This window comes from Marinifilum sp. (assembly GCF_965230805.1).
In the GTDB taxonomy this organism is placed as follows: Bacteria; Bacteroidota; Bacteroidia; order Bacteroidales; family Marinifilaceae; genus Marinifilum.
On sequence record NZ_OZ246019.1, the window covers coordinates 3297089 to 3313565 of the forward strand.

Consider the following 16477-nt stretch of genomic DNA (forward strand, 5'->3'; position numbering starts at 1 on the left):
AAGATTAGATAATAAAGGCAGTTTTATAAAATCGATATGCTGATAAAAAAATGCAATGTGGAGATGACAAAATAATCAATTTGAAACAAATCTAAATAAGAATAAAATTTTATCTTTGTATCGATACATTTAAATATGAGTATAAATATTAAAACATAAGTTATATGTCTAGCTTTGAAATTCTAATGCCCAAAATGGGTGAGAGTGTGCAAGAGGCTACTATCACAAAAATGTTCGTAAAACTAAACGATCAGGTTGAAGAAGATGATGTGCTTTTTGAAATTGCAACAGACAAGGTGGATTCTGAAATACCATCTCCTGTAGAAGGAAAAATTGTTGAAGTCCGATTCAAAGAGGATGATTTGGTGCCTGTTGGCGAAGTTGTTGCGGTTATTGCTATGGGTGATGTTGAGGATGTAACAGAAAATCCTGTTGCAGAAGAAAGTGTGGAGCATGAGGCTTCATCTGAAGAACCAGTGGTATCGGAAGTTGCAGACGATCTTAAATCGCTAAGCGGTAGATTCTATTCTCCATTGGTGAAGAGTATTGCCAGAAATGAAAACATATCAATTCAGGAACTGGATTCAATTCAAGGACATGGGAAAGATGGTAGAGTTCAAAAGCAAGATGTATTAAATTACTTGTCGCAAAGAAATGGATCGATAGTTGCTCCTGTTGAAAAAGCTGCAAGCACTGCACAAGTTGAGAAACAAGAAGTTGAAAAACCAAGCGTTTCAATGTCTATCGGAGCGCAAGATCAGATTGTGGAAATGGATCGTATGAGAAGGATTATTGCTGATCATATGGTAATGTCTAAGCAAACTTCTCCTCACGTTACTGCAATGGTAGAGGCAGATGTAACCGATATGGTAAATTGGAGAAATAAGGTGAAGGATGAATTCTTTAAGAAAGAGAATACCAAGCTAACCTTTATGCCAATTATCATTGAGGCAGTGGCAAAATCATTGCGTGAGTTCCCGGGAGTTAATGCTTCGGTTGACGGGTACAATATCATTCTGAAAAAAGATATCAACATCGGAGTTGCAGTTGCATTGCCAAGTAATAATTTGATCGTGCCGGTTGTAAAGAATGCCGATCACAAAAATTTGATTGGCTTAGCCAACAACATGAATAAATTGGCTGACGATGCAAGAAACAACAAGTTGAACCCGGATGATATTCAAGGAGGAACATTTACCATTTCAAACTTTGGTTCATTCAAAAATGTTATGGGTACACCAATTATTAACCAGCCACAAGTTGCCATACTGGCGGTTGGAACCATTGAAAAGAAACCGGCCGTAATGGAAACTCCTGCAGGCGATGTTATTGTTCCTCGTCAGAAAATGTTCCTCTCTTTATCCTACGACCATAGAGTTGTAGATGGAGCATTAGGAGGGGCGTTCCTCAGAAAAATTGCAGATTATCTTGAAGAATTTGATATCAACAGATCGATTTAATTATGGAAACATTAGAACTAAACTCCGTTGAGAGAGAAAAGAATAAGAATATGACCGAGAAAAAAAAGTATAGTATTAAAAGAACTTCCAAAGAATTGTTGGGGCGTTGGTATCATTTAATGACTCTTGGACGAGCATTAGACGAGAAAGCACCGAACTATTTGAAGCAGGCAATTGGCTGGTCGTACCATGCGCCTTATGCCGGACATGATGGCATCCAGTTGGCAATTGGTCAGATGTTTAATAAGGAAACAGATCACCTATTCCCTTATTACAGAGATATGCTTACCTCAATATCAGCGGGATTAACAGCCGAAGAGGTAATCTTTAATGGAATTTCGAAAGATACCGATGTTGCTGGTGGTGGACGACACATGTCGAATCACTTTGCGAAACCCGAATGGAACATTCACAATGTTTCTTCTTGTACAGGAAACCATACTCTGCACGCAGTAGGAGTTGGACGTGCCATGAAAAGGTACAAGCACAATGGTGTAGTATTTAGTTCGCAAGGAGAATCTTCAGTTTCGGAAGGCTATGTTTACGAGGCAATTAACGGAGCAACCAACGAACAGTTGCCTGTAGTTTTTGTATTTCAGGACAATGGTTACGGGATTTCGGTACCTAAGAAAGATCAGACAGCAAACCGAAAGGTGGCTGATAACTTTCGTGGAATGAAATACCTGAAAATTATCCATTGCAATGGAAAAGATGTATTCGATTCGATGAACGCCATGTTGGAAGCAAAGGAGTATGCACTGGCAAATTCAATTCCGGTAATTGTTCAGGCTAACTGTGTAAGAATGGGATCTCATTCCAATTCAGATCGTCATGAATTGTACCGCGACAATGCTGAATTGAACTATGTGCAGGAGTATGACCCATTGGCAAAATATCGCAGATTGCTGATTCGTTACGATCGATTTACCGAGGAGGAACTTCAGGCTATTGAGGAAGAAGTTAAGCTTGAGGTAAAAAAAGCGCACAAAGCAGGATTAACTGCACCAGATCCTGATCCGGAATCCATCCATGATTTTGTATTGCCCGAAGCTTATGTGTCCGAAAAATATCCGGAAGGTACACATGATTATACCGGAAATGAAAAGAAACTGATTGAAGGATTGAATGAAACTCTGAAAGCAGAATTCCGTCACAACCCTGATACTTACATTTGGGGACAGGATATCGCCAACAAGGACAAAGGAGGAATCTTTAACGTTTCGAAAGGCATGCAGCAGGAGTTCGGAAAAGAAAGAGTCTTTAATGCTCCGATTGCTGAGGATTTTATTATGGGAACAGCCAATGGTATGAGTCGTTTCAACGATAAAATCAGAGTTGTGGTTGAAGGAGCTGAGTTTGCAGATTATTTCTGGCCGGCAATGGAACAGTTTGTGGATACTACCCACGATTACTGGAGATCTAAAGGTCAGTTCTCGCCAAATATTACCGTCCGTTTGGCCTCAGGTGGTTACATCGGAGGAGGATTGTATCATTCGCAAAACATTGAGGGAGCGCTTACAACTTTACCGGGAGTTAGAATTGTTTATCCATCCTATGCCGATGATGCTGCAGGTTTGATGAGAACAAGCATGCGTTCGAAAGGAATGACTGTATTCATGGAACCAAAGGCATTGTACAACGATCCGAAAGCAGCTACACCGGTTCCCGAAGATTTTGAGGTGCCATTTGGCAAAGCGCGTATTAGAAGAGCAGGTGCTGATTTAACCATTATTACTTACGGTAATACCACCCACATGTGTGTTGAGGTAGCTGATAAGTTTGCTGAAGAAACAGGCAAGCAGATTGAAGTAATTGACTTGCGTTCATTAATTCCTTTGGATAAGGAAACCATATTAAAATCGGTTGAAAAAACAAATAAGGTTCTTGTGGTTCATGAGGACAAGGTGTTTTCAGGTTTTGGAGCCGAAATCTCAGCAATGATTACCGAAGAAGCGTTTGAAAAATTGGATGCTCCTGTGAAGAGAGTGGGTTCAACATTTACACCGGTAGGATTCAATCGAATTTTGGAAAGAGCCATTCTCCCTAACAACGATAAGATATATGCAGGAGTTAAAAATCTGTTGGAATATTAAAATTAGATGTTAGATATGAGAGTTTAGATTTCTTAATCTTCTTGTCTTATATCTCATTTCTTATATCTCAAATCTAAATAACAATGAAAAAAATAGGATTATTCTATAGTTTCAATACAAATAAAACAGCTAAGAATGCTGAGAAGATAAAAAAGGCATTTAACGATTCTGTAGAGGTCGAAAATGTAAATGTTGAAGAAATAGATGAGGAAACTTTTCTTAGCTATGACAATATGGTTTTGGGAGTTCCTACATGGTTCGACGGTGAGTTGCCAAACTATTGGGATGAGTTTATGCCTGCCATTGAAGATTTGGCATTGAAAGGCAAAACCGTGGCTCTTTTCGGTTTAGGAGATCAGCTTGGATATCCTGAGAATTTTGTTGATGCAATTGGAATTCTTGCCAAAGCTCTTGAAGAAAGAGGTGCAAAGGTAATTGGATTAACATCTACCGAAGGCTTTACTTTTGAAAGATCAGCCGCTCTGCGCGATGATAAATTCTTGGGTTTGGCTCTTGATATAGAAAACCAGGCTGCATTGACCGATGACAGAATTAAAGATTGGGTTGAACAATTAAAAACAGAGTTTAAATAAGCAGATTACAGAAAGCAATTCATGTAATTGTTAGTAGAGACGTACGGTCGCCGTGCGTCTCTATTTTTTTTATGCCGTATCCATTCATTAAATTGCAAGTCATTGATTCAAATCTGCATATGAAAACGAACAAATATCAAAACAAATATAGAATCCCATAGGCAAGAGCTCCATGGAGGTACTATTCCAGTGAAGATTTGTACCAACAAGCATGAACCACTATTGGGTGAAATTGAATCGGAACAAATGATTTTGTCTGCAATAGAAGAAATCGTAAAAGAAGAATAAAAAAATTAATTAGAATCATTATAAATCCGCAACAGCGAAAAGCAGCAGAATCTATAATGCTCAAAAATTCATAGCTTTACCTGAATCAATGCAACAGAATAATCTCATACTACAAAATAGATCCTATAAAGGTCTGTACGAATGCTGGATTTGTTGAATCAGAATGATTCTAGCATCTCGTATTAGAGGTTTTGATAATCAAATCTCTAATCTCCACTTATAATTACTTTTTATCTACTGTTAACAAACAAGAATTCGTGCTTAGAACATTTTAAGTAGCGAGTATTGTTTTAAAGAATCAATAATAAAAAATGAAAAAATTAGTACTGATTTTGATTTCTTTTTTGTGCATAACAAGCATTCATGCGCAAAAGAGCTTTACGCTTGAAGATATTACCAACAAAGGAACATTTAGAGCTCGTTCGGTATATGCTTTGCGATCGATGAACAATGGAGAAAGTTATACACTTTTAAAATACGGAACTAAAATAGAGCAGTTTGCCTATGCAAATGGAGAGTTTGAGCAAAGTATTTTTAACTTATCGGATATTGGAACAGATAAATTGAAAAGAATTGACGGATACCAGTTCTCGGCAGATGAGCGAAAGATATTAATCACGACCAAGCGACAGAACATTTATCGTCATTCTTTTTCGGCTGAGTTTTTTGTGTACAATCGAGATAATAAGAAACTTGAGAAACTATCAGAGGGAAGACAACAGTTAGCCGATTTTTCTCCATCGGGAGATATGGTTTGCTTTTTTAGAAAGAACAATTTGTTTGTGAAAGATTTGAAATCGGGTAAAGAAACACAGTTTACCTTCGATGGAAAATACAATCATATCATTAATGGTGCACCCGATTGGGTTTACGAAGAGGAGTTTGCTTTCTGGCAAGCATTTCAATGGTCGCCGGATGGAAAACGAATTGCCTATATGCGATTTGACGAGAGCAAGGTAAAGCAGTTTAATATGACTGTTTTTAAAGGCTTGAATCCTGAAAAGAAAGAGAATGCACTGTATCCTGAAAACCACACGTTTAAATATCCGAAAGCAGGCGAAGAGAATTCTGTAGTTAGTGTTCATGTGTATGATTTGGAGAGTAAAAAAACATCTACCATCGATGTGGGAGAAGAAACAGATCAGTACATACCAAGAATCAAATGGACGCAGGATCCAAAAGTTTTAAGTGTAGTAAGGATGAATCGTCACCAGAATCATTACGAATTGTTATTGGCAGATGCAAAATCAGGTAAAACTCATCTTTTGTATGAAGAGAAGAACAAAGCCTGGATTGATGTAAACGATGATTTGACTTTCCTAAAGGATAATCAACACTTTATTATAACAAGTGAAAAATCTGGTTTTAACCATGTTTATTTATACGATATGAAAGGGCAACTTGTACGTCAAATTACAAAAGGCGATTGGGAGGTAAGCAAGTATCTGGGTTTTGATGAGGAAAAGAAACTGTTTTACTATCAGGCCGCTGCCCTAAGTCCTTTGCAAAGAGAAATTTATTCCATCGATATCAAAGGCAAGAAAACTCAGAAGTTGAGTAAGCAAGTAGGAACCAACTCGGCAAACTTTAGTAAAGGATTCAAATACTTTATCAATTACTATTCGGCAAACGGAGTGCCTACAATAGTTACGCTGCACAACGCCAAAGGAAGGCTGATTCGCACTTTGGAAGACAATAAGGACTTAAGGAAGAAATTGCAAGAGTATGAGATTCCAAAACGTGAGTTCTTCTCATTTGAAACTTCGGAAGGTGTAAAATTGAATGCATGGATGATGAAGCCAATTGGTTTTGATGAAACCAAAGAGTATCCTGCATTACTGCATTTTTATGGTGGACCAGGCTCTCAGCAAGTTCTTGATAGATATAGATTCGATTGGTTGGAATATTTAGCTCAGGAAGGATTTGTTGTCGTTGTTGTTGACAACCGGGGAACTGGAGGACGCGGAGAAGCATTCAAAAAATGTACTTACATGCAAATTCAGAATCTGGAAGCAATCGACTTAATAGAGACAGGCAAATATATGGCCAAACAAGCATTTATTGCAGCCGATAAAATAGGAGTGTATGGTTGGAGCTTTGGCGGTCAGATGTCATCGCTATGCATGTTTCGTGGAGCAGATGTATTTGCTGCAGGCATAGCTGTTGCTCCGGTAACAACATATCGCTATTACGATAGCATTTATTCGGAGCGCTACCTTCGAACTCCACAAGAGAATCCTGAAGGATACGACAATTATGCACCTATTCATTTTGCGGATCAGTTAAAAGGAAAATTCTTGCTGATACACGGAACTTCGGATGATAATGTTCACGTACAAAACACATTGGAACTGGCAGAGGTGTTGGTACAACACAATAAAAAATTCGACATGCATTTGTATACCAATCGCAATCATGGCATATATGGTGGTCAAACTAGATTGCACCTGTTTACCAAAATGGTGGATTTTTTAAAGGAAAATTTGTAGCAGTAAATTTGTATTTTCATTGATTTAATATTCGTTATTCCATTTACCACAGAGAACAATTAAGGAACACAGAGAAAGAATGATTTATACCCGTTTTGTTAAGAAACGATTATAAACAGAAATGGGAGTAAGTATTGAATTGTTTAATGATATCCTATATCATGCCATGTTTGTTTGTATTCAGGAAAATTAAATTGATTGATACGCATAAAATGTATGGTGAATGTGAATAGATTGGCATAAAAAGTTCAACATTTAACGTAAAAACCTGATCTTTTAACGTGATAAGCTGAGCGTGCAACCTTAATGCTTAAGCTTGTAACATTAAAAGTTCAGGTTTTTACGTTACAGCTTGTCTTTTTAATGCTCAAAGCTCAGGTTTTAATGTTACAAGCTTAAGTTTTGATGTTTTTTGCTGTCCTTTGAGGTAAGGAAAGCATGGGTTTTCATTAAAAGTTGAGCTTTTCACGTTCAAAGTTCAGGTAGAAACGCTCAAACCTCAGCCGTAAACGCTCAAACCTCAGCCGTAAACGCTCAAACCTTAGCTTTTAACGTTCAAACCTTAGCTAATCACGTTAAAAGATCAGGTTTTTACGTAAAAAGCTCAGGTGTAAATGCAAAAAGTACAAGAAATAACATGCTTATGTCGGTTGATGGAGATAATTGTAGTTGATCGTGTATCTGAATATTAGGATACTTCAAATTTGGTAAGCGGGAGGTATGTATTAAGAATGGAAAAGAAGGATGCAACCTTCGAAAGTATAAAACGGATCAAAAAGTAAAACACGAAAACCTAAACCCTGCTGCTAATGCATACGTAAAAAGTCAATTCACAGATAGAGATGCACACCCCCAAACAAATCATATCAGGAGGTCAAACAGGAGTTGATCGTGGTGCTTTGCAGGCAGCAAGGAGATTGGGAATTGCCATTGGAGGATGGTGTCCGCCCAATCGAGAGGCCGAGGATGGAATAATTCCATTGGAATTTGATTTAAACGAAAGTCCGTATGAGCGAAGCAATACCGCAACTCATGTTCCTCGTTCCCTTCGAACCGAATGGAATGTGCGAGACTCGGATGCCACACTAATTTTGATGCCTCATACACATCTTCTTGATCCGGGAACGAAATGGACCATTGATTGCTGTTTGGCCATAAATAAAGCTTATTTGATTTGTGATCCATACGAAAAGGAGAGCAAACAAACTATTCAAAAGTGGTTGGATGAGCACAAGCCATTAATACTCAATTTAGCAGGACCGAGTGAGTCGAATTTACCAGGAATTCAGGATGCTGTCAAAGTCCTTTTGCAAACTGTGTTTTCTAATAAGGCTTGATCATGAAACAAGCACTTTAGAATAATTATTAACATGCACGCAAATGATTATTTTGATCTTGTGGCTTCCATCCGGCAAATGGATCAAATCACAAACAGAAAAAAGTCTCCTTCTATTGTTCGTTTGAGTTTATTCTTCCTAAAAAAAATCAAGCTAGTGTGAAGAGTGTTAATAAAACGAATTAAAGTTTTTGAAAATATTTTTCTTTTTACAAGGCAAGGTTTACAGGTATAGCCGTAGCTACGGCGAAAAAGCTTAACGCAGTAGAAAGGAAAATAGGTCAAAAAATTAGTTCGGGGAATTAGCATTCTTTACACTAGCTATTACTATGACTCTGTCTTATTCCTTAAATTAACCTAAGTTCGACGTAAAATTCATTCACAGTTTGATCTGCTTTTGAGTAGAAATTTTCGAAGGAATATCGGGATATTTCAAGAAGATTTGAGGAAATTTATGCTGAAAGCAGGCAAACACATAATGGAAAGTTCTCTTTACGACATCTTCACATTAAAAATTCCTCAAAATAGCACGCTATTCTTTCCAAATTTTTAATGCAAATCTATCCCAAATATAACTTTCTATGGATAGAATTTTACGTCGAACTCACGTTAAATTAACTCAAAACTCTCAGAATATTTTAAGACTCATTTTATAATAAAACCGGTGTAACTTATTGAATTAATTGTAAATGTAAACTTAAAACAGATTTCATACTAAACGAACATTATTAGAGAAAAGAAAAACGACATTTGCAAAGTACTGATGTCTGAAAATTGAACTCAGATGAATTCATTAGTTTAGGTTATTGTTGTTGTTTGGGAGCTCTCGGTTTGGGAGCTCTTTTTTTTGCCTTGACCACACTTAAAATTCTCAAAATAACTTAAGACTTATGTATAGTAAAATTGGTATTTGAACATTTAATTGTGCAGTAAGGTTCTTCAATCGTGAATGGGACGATAATTTGTCCGTTAGTGCAATAATTTCCTAATGCAATTGATCCAATTTAACATGCAGTTCGCTTACATTGCAAGTTCAAGAGGATCATGGGACTTATTGCTTGATGATCTTGCATATGCAAGGAAGCCAACCTGCGATTATTTTGTATGTTTTGCAAATTTATAGATCCTCAGGGGAGATTTCCGGGATTGAAATTAAAATGGATTATTTGCACTCTTAACATTGTTTTGTATTTTTGGTTTTTTAAATGAGCATATTCTCATAAAATAAAGGGGGGCTGGATGGATAAAAAGGATAGTTATATTTTGATTTATTGTGCTACAGATAGAATGATAATACTTTTATAAATCAAATTCATCAAGGCTTTCAAACACAAACAAGAGTTAATTAAAATCATATGAAAATTGCAGTACCCGTTACAAGGAACAAACAAGTAGATGGTCATTTTGGTCATTGTGAATTTTATTGTGTTTATACAATTTCAGAAGCAAATGAGATTGTCAAATCGGAGGTGATGGACTCTCCTCAGGGTTGTGGTTGTAAATCAAATATTGCACCGGTATTGGCTCAAGCAGGTGTGAAAATAATGTTGGCCGGAGGAATTGGCGAAGGAGCTATTAATGTGTTAAATCAAAATGGCATCGAAGTGGTTCGTGGTTGTGCAGGTGGTGCCGACGAATTGGTTCAACAATTTATTTCGGGATTGGTAAAAGATAGTGGAGAAACTTGTAAGCATCATCATGGAGATGATGGACATTCATGCAATCACTAAACTCGAAAATGCGAAACTTGACGAGAGCCATTGTTTGAATCAAACCATGGATGCATGAAGAAAATGGAATTGGATCTTCAATTTTTATTTATTTGGGATTCAAGAATATCAGCGCAAAGCTTTTCGAGAAATAAGTTTAGGCTGATAAAATTGAATTGAAGCTTACATTTTCGAAAAAGTACTGTAAAAATAATATCGGCAGTATATCAGATCGTTATAGGTGTTATTTAGAATGTATTTTTCGAAAAATCATGAATTGGGAATCGTAGGATTTGGGAAAAAAAGATTTTTTCACATACATTTGTCACATAGATTTGTTGGCGTAATCAGATCGAAATAGATTGTAAGGGTTCGTTGACAAAATTGAGAACAAGAAAAAAATTACAACATGCGTTTAAGCAATGTCATTATTATTATTAACGTCATTATTCGCGTCCTTATTTGGACACGGAACGAGGCTTTGCATGTTTAAGTAAACGAAATTAATTTTGCAAAATATTTAAAGCCTCTTCAAAACGAAGGGGCTTTTTTTGATCAGGTTATTGTATGTTATCATTTAATGTTGTCATTATCGTCATTATTATTTCTATCGTCATTATTAGAATGAGGATCAGGGAAGACTTGCAAACACAATAACTTCGAAGCAAAACGAATTTATGAGCGCTCTTCCCAAACGGAAGGGCGTTTTTTTTGCCCCGTAAATGAGAGCAAGCAAAAATAATGATTAAACGAAGTAAACTATTAACAGAAATGTATAAAAAACCATTACGAAGTAATCAAACCACACAGGGTCGACGAATGGCAGGAGCCAGGAGTCTTTGGCGTGCCAACGGAATGAAACAGGAAATGTTTGGTAAACCTGTAATCGCTGTGGTAAATTCTTTTACTCAATTTGTTCCTGGTCATGCTCATTTAAAGGATGTGGGACAGATGGTAAAACAAGAAATCGAGAAATCGGGTTGTTTTGCTGCCGAGTTCAATACCATAGCTATTGATGATGGGATTGCAATGGGACACGATGGTATGTTGTACTCTCTTCCTTCGCGCGAAGTAATTGCTGACAGTGTTGAGTATGTTTGTAATGCGCACAAAGTGGATGCAATGATATGTATTTCGAATTGTGATAAAATTACCCCGGGAATGATGATGGCAGCAATGAGATTAAACATTCCAACAGTTTTCGTTTCGGGAGGACCGATGGAAGCTGGTGAATCGAAAGGGGAAAAGCTGGATTTGGTAGATGCAATGGTAAAGGCAGGTGATGAAAGTGTAAGTGATGAAAGATTGCAGGAGATTGAAGAATCTGCTTGTCCAACTTGCGGTTCATGTTCCGGAATGTTTACAGCCAATTCGATGAATTGTTTGAATGAAGCATTGGGATTGGCTTTACCAGGTAATGGTACTGTGTTGGCAACTCATGCAAATCGTAAGCGTTTGTTCATGGATGCGGCCGAATGTGTTGTGAACATTACAAATGCATATTATCGAGATGGAGATGAAAACGTTTTGCCTAGATCAATAGCAACTTTCGAGGCATTTAAAAATGCGATGACATTAGATATTGCAATGGGAGGTTCGACCAACACAGTTCTGCATTTGTTAGCAATTGCCAGCGAGGCAGGTGTTGAATTCACAATGAAGGATATGGATGAGCTATCTCGCAAAACGCCAAACTTGTGTAAGGTAGCACCAAATTCTGACAAGTATTATATCGAAGATGTGAATCGCGCTGGTGGAATTATGAGTATTCTGGGCGAATTGGCAGAAGGTGGATTGTTGAATACTAATGTTGGGCGTGTTGATTATCCAAACCTACAAGCCGCTTTGGATGAGTACAATCTATGTTCAAAAACTGTAAGCGATAAAGCAATGTCAAACTATCATTCAAGTCCGGGTAAGCGTGGAAGAAATTTGAGTTTTGCTTCTCAGAACGAAGTATATGCCGATTTGGACAAGGACAGGGAAAATGGCTGTATCCGAAGCATGGAGAATGCTTACTCTCAAGATGGAGGATTAGCTGTTTTATTCGGAAATATTGCTCCGGATGGTTGCGTAGTTAAAACTGCGGGAGTAGCCGAAGAGGTGTTTAATTTTAAAGGAACAGCCAAAGTGTATCAATCGCAAAGAGATGCTTGTGAAGCCATTCTTACCAAAAAAGTAAATGCTGGAGATGTGGTGATCATTCGCTATGAAGGACCATCGGGAGGACCAGGAATGCAAGAAATGCTTTATCCAACCTCATATCTGAAATCAATGGGATTAGGAGCCAAGTGTGCTTTGATTACAGATGGAAGATTTTCAGGCGGGACTTCAGGCTTGTCGATCGGACATGTATCGCCAGAGGCAAGAGCTGGAGGAGCAATAGCTCTCATTAAAGATGATGATCAAATCGAAATAAGTATTCCAAACAGAAGTATTAATGTCTGTATTTCGGATGAAGAACTAGAAAAGAGAAGAAAGGAAGAGGAGAGTTTTGGAAAAGAGGCATACACGCCCCGAGGACGAGGACGAGTAGTTTCGAAAGCCCTTCAGGCATATGCAAAATTAGTCTCTTCGGCAGATAAAGGAGCAATACGTCAATTGTAGCATGCAAAAAACTTAACAAGATGGAAACAGCAACAAAAAGCGCAAATACCAAGGAGATGAATAAAACTACCGAAATCATATCGGGAGCAGAGATATTGGTTAAAAGTTTAATTCAGGAAGGAGTTGATACCATGTTTGGATACATTGGAGGTGCGATAATGCCGGTGTATGATGCATTGTACGATTACCAGAAAGAACTAAAACATTATATGTCTCGCCATGAGCAAGGAGCTACTCATAGTGCACAAGCTTATGCCAGAATCACTAAGAAACCGGGAGTTTGTTTTACTACTTCGGGACCCGGAGCAACCAACCTGCTAACAGGTTTGGCTGATGCCTACCTGGATTCAACGCCAATGGTTGTAATTACTGGTCAGGTTCCTAGCGGTTTGCTTGGTTCAGACGCATTTCAGGAAACCAATATGGTTGGTCTTTCGATGCCGGTTACCAAATGGAATTTTCAAATCACGAAAGTGGAAGAAATAGCTGAGGTAATGGCAAAAGCCTTCTACATTGCACGCTCTGGTCGTCCGGGACCGGTACTAATAGATATTACCAAGGATGCTCAAGTACAAAAAGCAGAGTATAAGTACGAAAGATGTAAAGGTCTTCGATCCTATCAGCCTGTACCAAAGTTGAATATGGATGAAATATCAGCTGCAGCAGAATTGATTAATTCCGCTAAAAAGCCATTGATTTTGGCTGGTCAAGGAATCTTATTGTCAGGAGCTGAAAAAGAACTTATGGACTTTGTGGAAAAGACTCAAACGCCGGTTGCCTGTACTTTACTGGGCTTATCAGCTTTTCCAACGGATCATCCACTTTATGTAGGTATGCTTGGAATGCATGGCAATTATGGCCCTAACATGAACACCAATGAGTGTGATGTTTTGATTGCAATTGGGATGCGTTTTGATGATCGTGTAACGGGAGATACTTCGAAATATGCAAGGCAAGCAAGAATCATTCATATTGATATTGATAGATCGGAACACAACAAAAATATATGCGTTGATGTACCTGTTTTGGCAGATGCAAAACAGGCATTAAATGAATTGAATAAGCTAGTTAGTGGATCGTATCGAGAAGAATGGATGCAAAGCTTTAAAGATTTTTATCAATTGGAATTTGATAAAGTAATTGAAGGGCAAACCCATTCTACTCGCGACTGCATCAACATGGCCGAGGTAATTGATAGTCTTTCAGAAAAAACCAATGGTGAGGCAATTCTGTGTACCGATGTAGGTCAGCATCAAATGACAAGTGCGAGATATTACAAGTTTAAGAATCCAAACACTCAGGTTACTTCAGGAGGATTGGGAACCATGGGATTTGGTATGCCGGCTGCTATTGGTGCTCAAATTGCAGATCCTAATGCAACCGTTGTTTCTGTTTCCGGAGATGGTGGTTTTCAGATGACCATACAGGAATTGGCTGTAATTCGCCAGTACAAATTACCTGTAAAATCAATTGTATTGAATAATTCATTCTTAGGAATGGTACGCCAGTGGCAAGACTTGTTCTTTGAACAGCGATTCTCTTACACCGAAATGGACAATCCTGATTTTGTAAAAATTGTTGAAGGATATGGTATAAAAGCAAGAAGGGTTAGTAAGCGTGAAGAATTGCAGGATGCGATTCAGGAGATGCTTGATTTTCCGGGTGCTTACTTCTTAGAAGTGGTTGTTGAGACTGAGAGCAATGTATTACCAATGATTGCTCCGGGAGCAGCAGTTTCTGAAATGAGGCTTGAATAATTAATTAGTAATAAAGAATTTAATAATGAGTAATTATACGATCTGTAAATTTTCTAAATACTTGATACTAGTTACTAAATACTAAAAAAATGAAAGAATATACAGTAACGGTTTTTTCCGAAAACAATATAGGTTTGTTGAATGAGGTAACAATAGTTTTCTCGCGACGAAAAATAAATATCGAAAGTTTAACGGTATCAGAGTCAGAAGTTAAAGGTGTATCTAGATATACTATTGTAGTATTCTCGGATGAAAAGAAGATTGAGAATGTAGTTCGTCAGTTGGAAAAAATCATCGGCGTATTTAAGGCACTTTATTTTGAGGCTGATGATATCGTTCATCAGGAAGTTGCACTGTTTAAAATTGCAAATTCTCCAAAGTTGAACGGAAACCTTGAGGCATTAATTCGAAGACAGAATGCTAAGATTTTGACAGTAAATCCAGATTTTTTAGTAATCGAACGTGTGGGTTACAAGGCAGAAAATCAAGAGTTGTTTAACGAATTAGAGCAATACGGAGTTCTTCAATTTGCAAGATCCGGAAGAGTAGCAGTTTCTTGTCAACAAAAAGAGTTTACAAGTTATTTGAAAGAATTAACAAATTAATGAAATAGATATGAGATAAGAGAAATGAGATGTGGAAAATAGTATTCACACCTTTTTAATCTAATATCTTGTATTTCAAATCTAATATCTAAAATAAAAAATAATGGCAACAATTAATTTTGGCGGCGTAGAAGAACAAGTAGTAACTCGTGAGGAATTTCCATTGGAAAAAGCTCGTGAAGTTTTAAAAGAGGAAACCATTGCAATTATAGGTTATGGTGTTCAAGGACCAGGTCAATCATTAAATCTTAAGGATAATGGTTTTAATGTAATCATTGGTCAGCGTAAAGAATCAAAGACTTGGGATAAGGCCGTAGCCGACGGTTGGGTTCCTGGTGAAACGCTTTTCGAAATTGAAGAAGCTTTGGAGAAAGCGACTATAATTCAATATCTGCTTTCGGATGCCGGACAGATTGCAGTATGGCCAACAGTTAAAAAATATTTGACTCCGGGAAAAGCTCTGTATTTCTCTCACGGATTTGGAATCACTTATAAAGAACGAACAGGGATTGTTCCTCCGGCAGATGTTGATGTAATTCTTGTTGCACCAAAAGGATCAGGTACAAGTTTAAGAAGAATGTTCTTGGAAGGAAGAGGTTTGAATTCATCTTACGCAATTTTCCAGGATGCAACAGGTAAGGCTTTTGATAGAGTTGTAGCTTTAGGTATTGGAGTAGGTTCAGGTTATCTATTCGAAACTACATTCAAAAGAGAAGTATACTCTGATCTTACAGGTGAGCGTGGTACCTTAATGGGATGTATCCAGGGGATTTTTGCCGCTCAATACGAAGTTCTTCGTGCCAATGGACATTCACCTTCGGAGGCTTTCAACGAAACTGTTGAAGAGTTAACTCAGAGTTTGATGCCATTGGTAGCAGAAAACGGAATGGACTGGATGTATGCAAATACTTCAACCACGGCACAACGAGGAGCATTGGACTGGTGGAAGCCTTTCCGCGATGCCACCAAGCCGGTTTTCGAAAAACTATACAAGGAGGTAGCTGCTGGTAACGAGGCTCAACGTTCTATCGACTCGAATAGTGAAGAAGATTATCGTGTTAATTTGGAAGAGGAGTTGAAGGAATTACGCGATAGTGAAATGTGGAAAGCAGGCACAGCTGTTCGTAAACTTCGCCCGGAAAATAATTAAAAGGAATATAAAGAATAACCAAGTGAAAGAGTAACAGAAACAAATACGGTTTTATTGTATATAAAACTGGTATAAAGTACATTTTGATTCTTTCACTTGTTTGCTCCTAAACTTATACACTAAAAATCCCTTGAATATCCCATATCTGTAAGGATTGACTATGGATTTATTCTATAGATTATGAGATAGATATAAGGAATTGACTGGCAGAAAAAATAAATTCGAATTGCTTTGAATATCGTAGCTTGTTGAGATAAATTGTTTTTTCGGATAGACATTAGTTTTTAGGTTTGTTCAGTGTTTGAAAAATCAGACTAAATCATTAACGCAGAAACAAAAGAAGATGTACGCAAGTTCATTAATTATTGGCTTAATTCTCATTCTTGATCT

10 protein-coding genes are annotated in these 16477 nt (G+C 37.6%); all 10 read left to right on the forward strand.

Annotated elements, in window-relative coordinates; translation table 11 throughout:
- Positions 1–164: 164 nt before the first annotated feature.
- The 10 genes from ACO05S_RS13315 to ilvC all read left to right on the forward strand — a co-directional run bounded on the left by ACO05S_RS13315 (position 165) and on the right by ilvC (position 16087).
- Positions 165–1460 (forward strand): dihydrolipoamide acetyltransferase family protein, encoded by a 1296-nt coding sequence (locus ACO05S_RS13315; RefSeq protein WP_421918498.1) that lies wholly within the window; start codon positions 165–167, stop codon positions 1458–1460.
- A 2-nt stretch (positions 1461–1462) separates the two neighbouring features.
- Positions 1463–3553, forward strand: coding sequence for an alpha-ketoacid dehydrogenase subunit alpha/beta (locus ACO05S_RS13320; protein ID WP_421918499.1), 2091 nt, complete (start codon positions 1463–1465; stop codon positions 3551–3553).
- 83 nt (positions 3554–3636) lie between these two features.
- On the forward strand, positions 3637–4146 hold the full coding sequence (locus ACO05S_RS13325; RefSeq protein WP_421918500.1) for a flavodoxin: 510 nt from the start codon (positions 3637–3639) through the stop codon (positions 4144–4146).
- Positions 4147–4745: 599 nt separating this feature from the next.
- Positions 4746–6923 carry a S9 family peptidase gene (locus ACO05S_RS13330; RefSeq protein WP_421918501.1) on the forward strand — a complete coding sequence of 726 codons (2178 nt, stop codon included), beginning with the start codon at positions 4746–4748 and terminating at the stop codon, positions 6921–6923.
- A gap of 842 nt (positions 6924–7765) precedes the next feature.
- The gene (locus ACO05S_RS13335) at positions 7766–8260 is read left to right on the forward strand and encodes a putative molybdenum carrier protein (RefSeq protein ID WP_421918502.1); all 495 of its coding nucleotides are present in this window, start codon (positions 7766–7768) and stop codon (positions 8258–8260) included.
- A gap of 1354 nt (positions 8261–9614) precedes the next feature.
- Positions 9615–9989 carry a NifB/NifX family molybdenum-iron cluster-binding protein gene (locus ACO05S_RS13340; protein ID WP_421918503.1) on the forward strand — a complete coding sequence of 125 codons (375 nt, stop codon included), beginning with the start codon at positions 9615–9617 and terminating at the stop codon, positions 9987–9989.
- 720 nt (positions 9990–10709) lie between these two features.
- Positions 10710–12575: a dihydroxy-acid dehydratase gene (gene ilvD / locus ACO05S_RS13345; protein WP_421918504.1), complete on the forward strand. Its 1866-nt coding sequence runs from the start codon at positions 10710–10712 to the stop codon at positions 12573–12575.
- Between the two features lie 20 nt (positions 12576–12595).
- Positions 12596–14332 carry a biosynthetic-type acetolactate synthase large subunit gene (gene ilvB, locus ACO05S_RS13350; RefSeq protein WP_421918505.1) on the forward strand — a complete coding sequence of 579 codons (1737 nt, stop codon included), beginning with the start codon at positions 12596–12598 and terminating at the stop codon, positions 14330–14332.
- Between the two features lie 89 nt (positions 14333–14421).
- Positions 14422–14937: an acetolactate synthase small subunit gene (gene ilvN / locus ACO05S_RS13355; protein WP_421918506.1), complete on the forward strand. Its 516-nt coding sequence runs from the start codon at positions 14422–14424 to the stop codon at positions 14935–14937.
- Positions 14938–15040: 103 nt separating this feature from the next.
- Complete coding sequence (gene ilvC, locus ACO05S_RS13360; RefSeq protein WP_421918507.1) at positions 15041–16087, forward strand: ketol-acid reductoisomerase; 1047 nt, start codon at positions 15041–15043, stop codon at positions 16085–16087.
- The last annotated feature ends 390 nt before the right edge of the window (positions 16088–16477 follow it).

Coding starts and splice junctions, on each gene's coding strand:
- ACO05S_RS13335 (WP_421918502.1), top strand. CDS start 7,766: ATGCACACCCCCAAACAAATCATATCAGGAGGTCAAACAGGAGTTGAT.
- ilvC (WP_421918507.1), top strand. CDS start 15,041: ATGGCAACAATTAATTTTGGCGGCGTAGAAGAACAAGTAGTAACTCGT.
- ilvB (WP_421918505.1), top strand. CDS start 12,596: ATGGAAACAGCAACAAAAAGCGCAAATACCAAGGAGATGAATAAAACT.
- ACO05S_RS13320 (WP_421918499.1), top strand. CDS start 1,463: ATGGAAACATTAGAACTAAACTCCGTTGAGAGAGAAAAGAATAAGAAT.
- ACO05S_RS13330 (WP_421918501.1), top strand. CDS start 4,746: ATGAAAAAATTAGTACTGATTTTGATTTCTTTTTTGTGCATAACAAGC.
- ilvD (WP_421918504.1), top strand. CDS start 10,710: ATGATTAAACGAAGTAAACTATTAACAGAAATGTATAAAAAACCATTA.
- ilvN (WP_421918506.1), top strand. CDS start 14,422: ATGAAAGAATATACAGTAACGGTTTTTTCCGAAAACAATATAGGTTTG.
- ACO05S_RS13325 (WP_421918500.1), top strand. CDS start 3,637: ATGAAAAAAATAGGATTATTCTATAGTTTCAATACAAATAAAACAGCT.
- ACO05S_RS13340 (WP_421918503.1), top strand. CDS start 9,615: ATGAAAATTGCAGTACCCGTTACAAGGAACAAACAAGTAGATGGTCAT.
- ACO05S_RS13315 (WP_421918498.1), top strand. CDS start 165: ATGTCTAGCTTTGAAATTCTAATGCCCAAAATGGGTGAGAGTGTGCAA.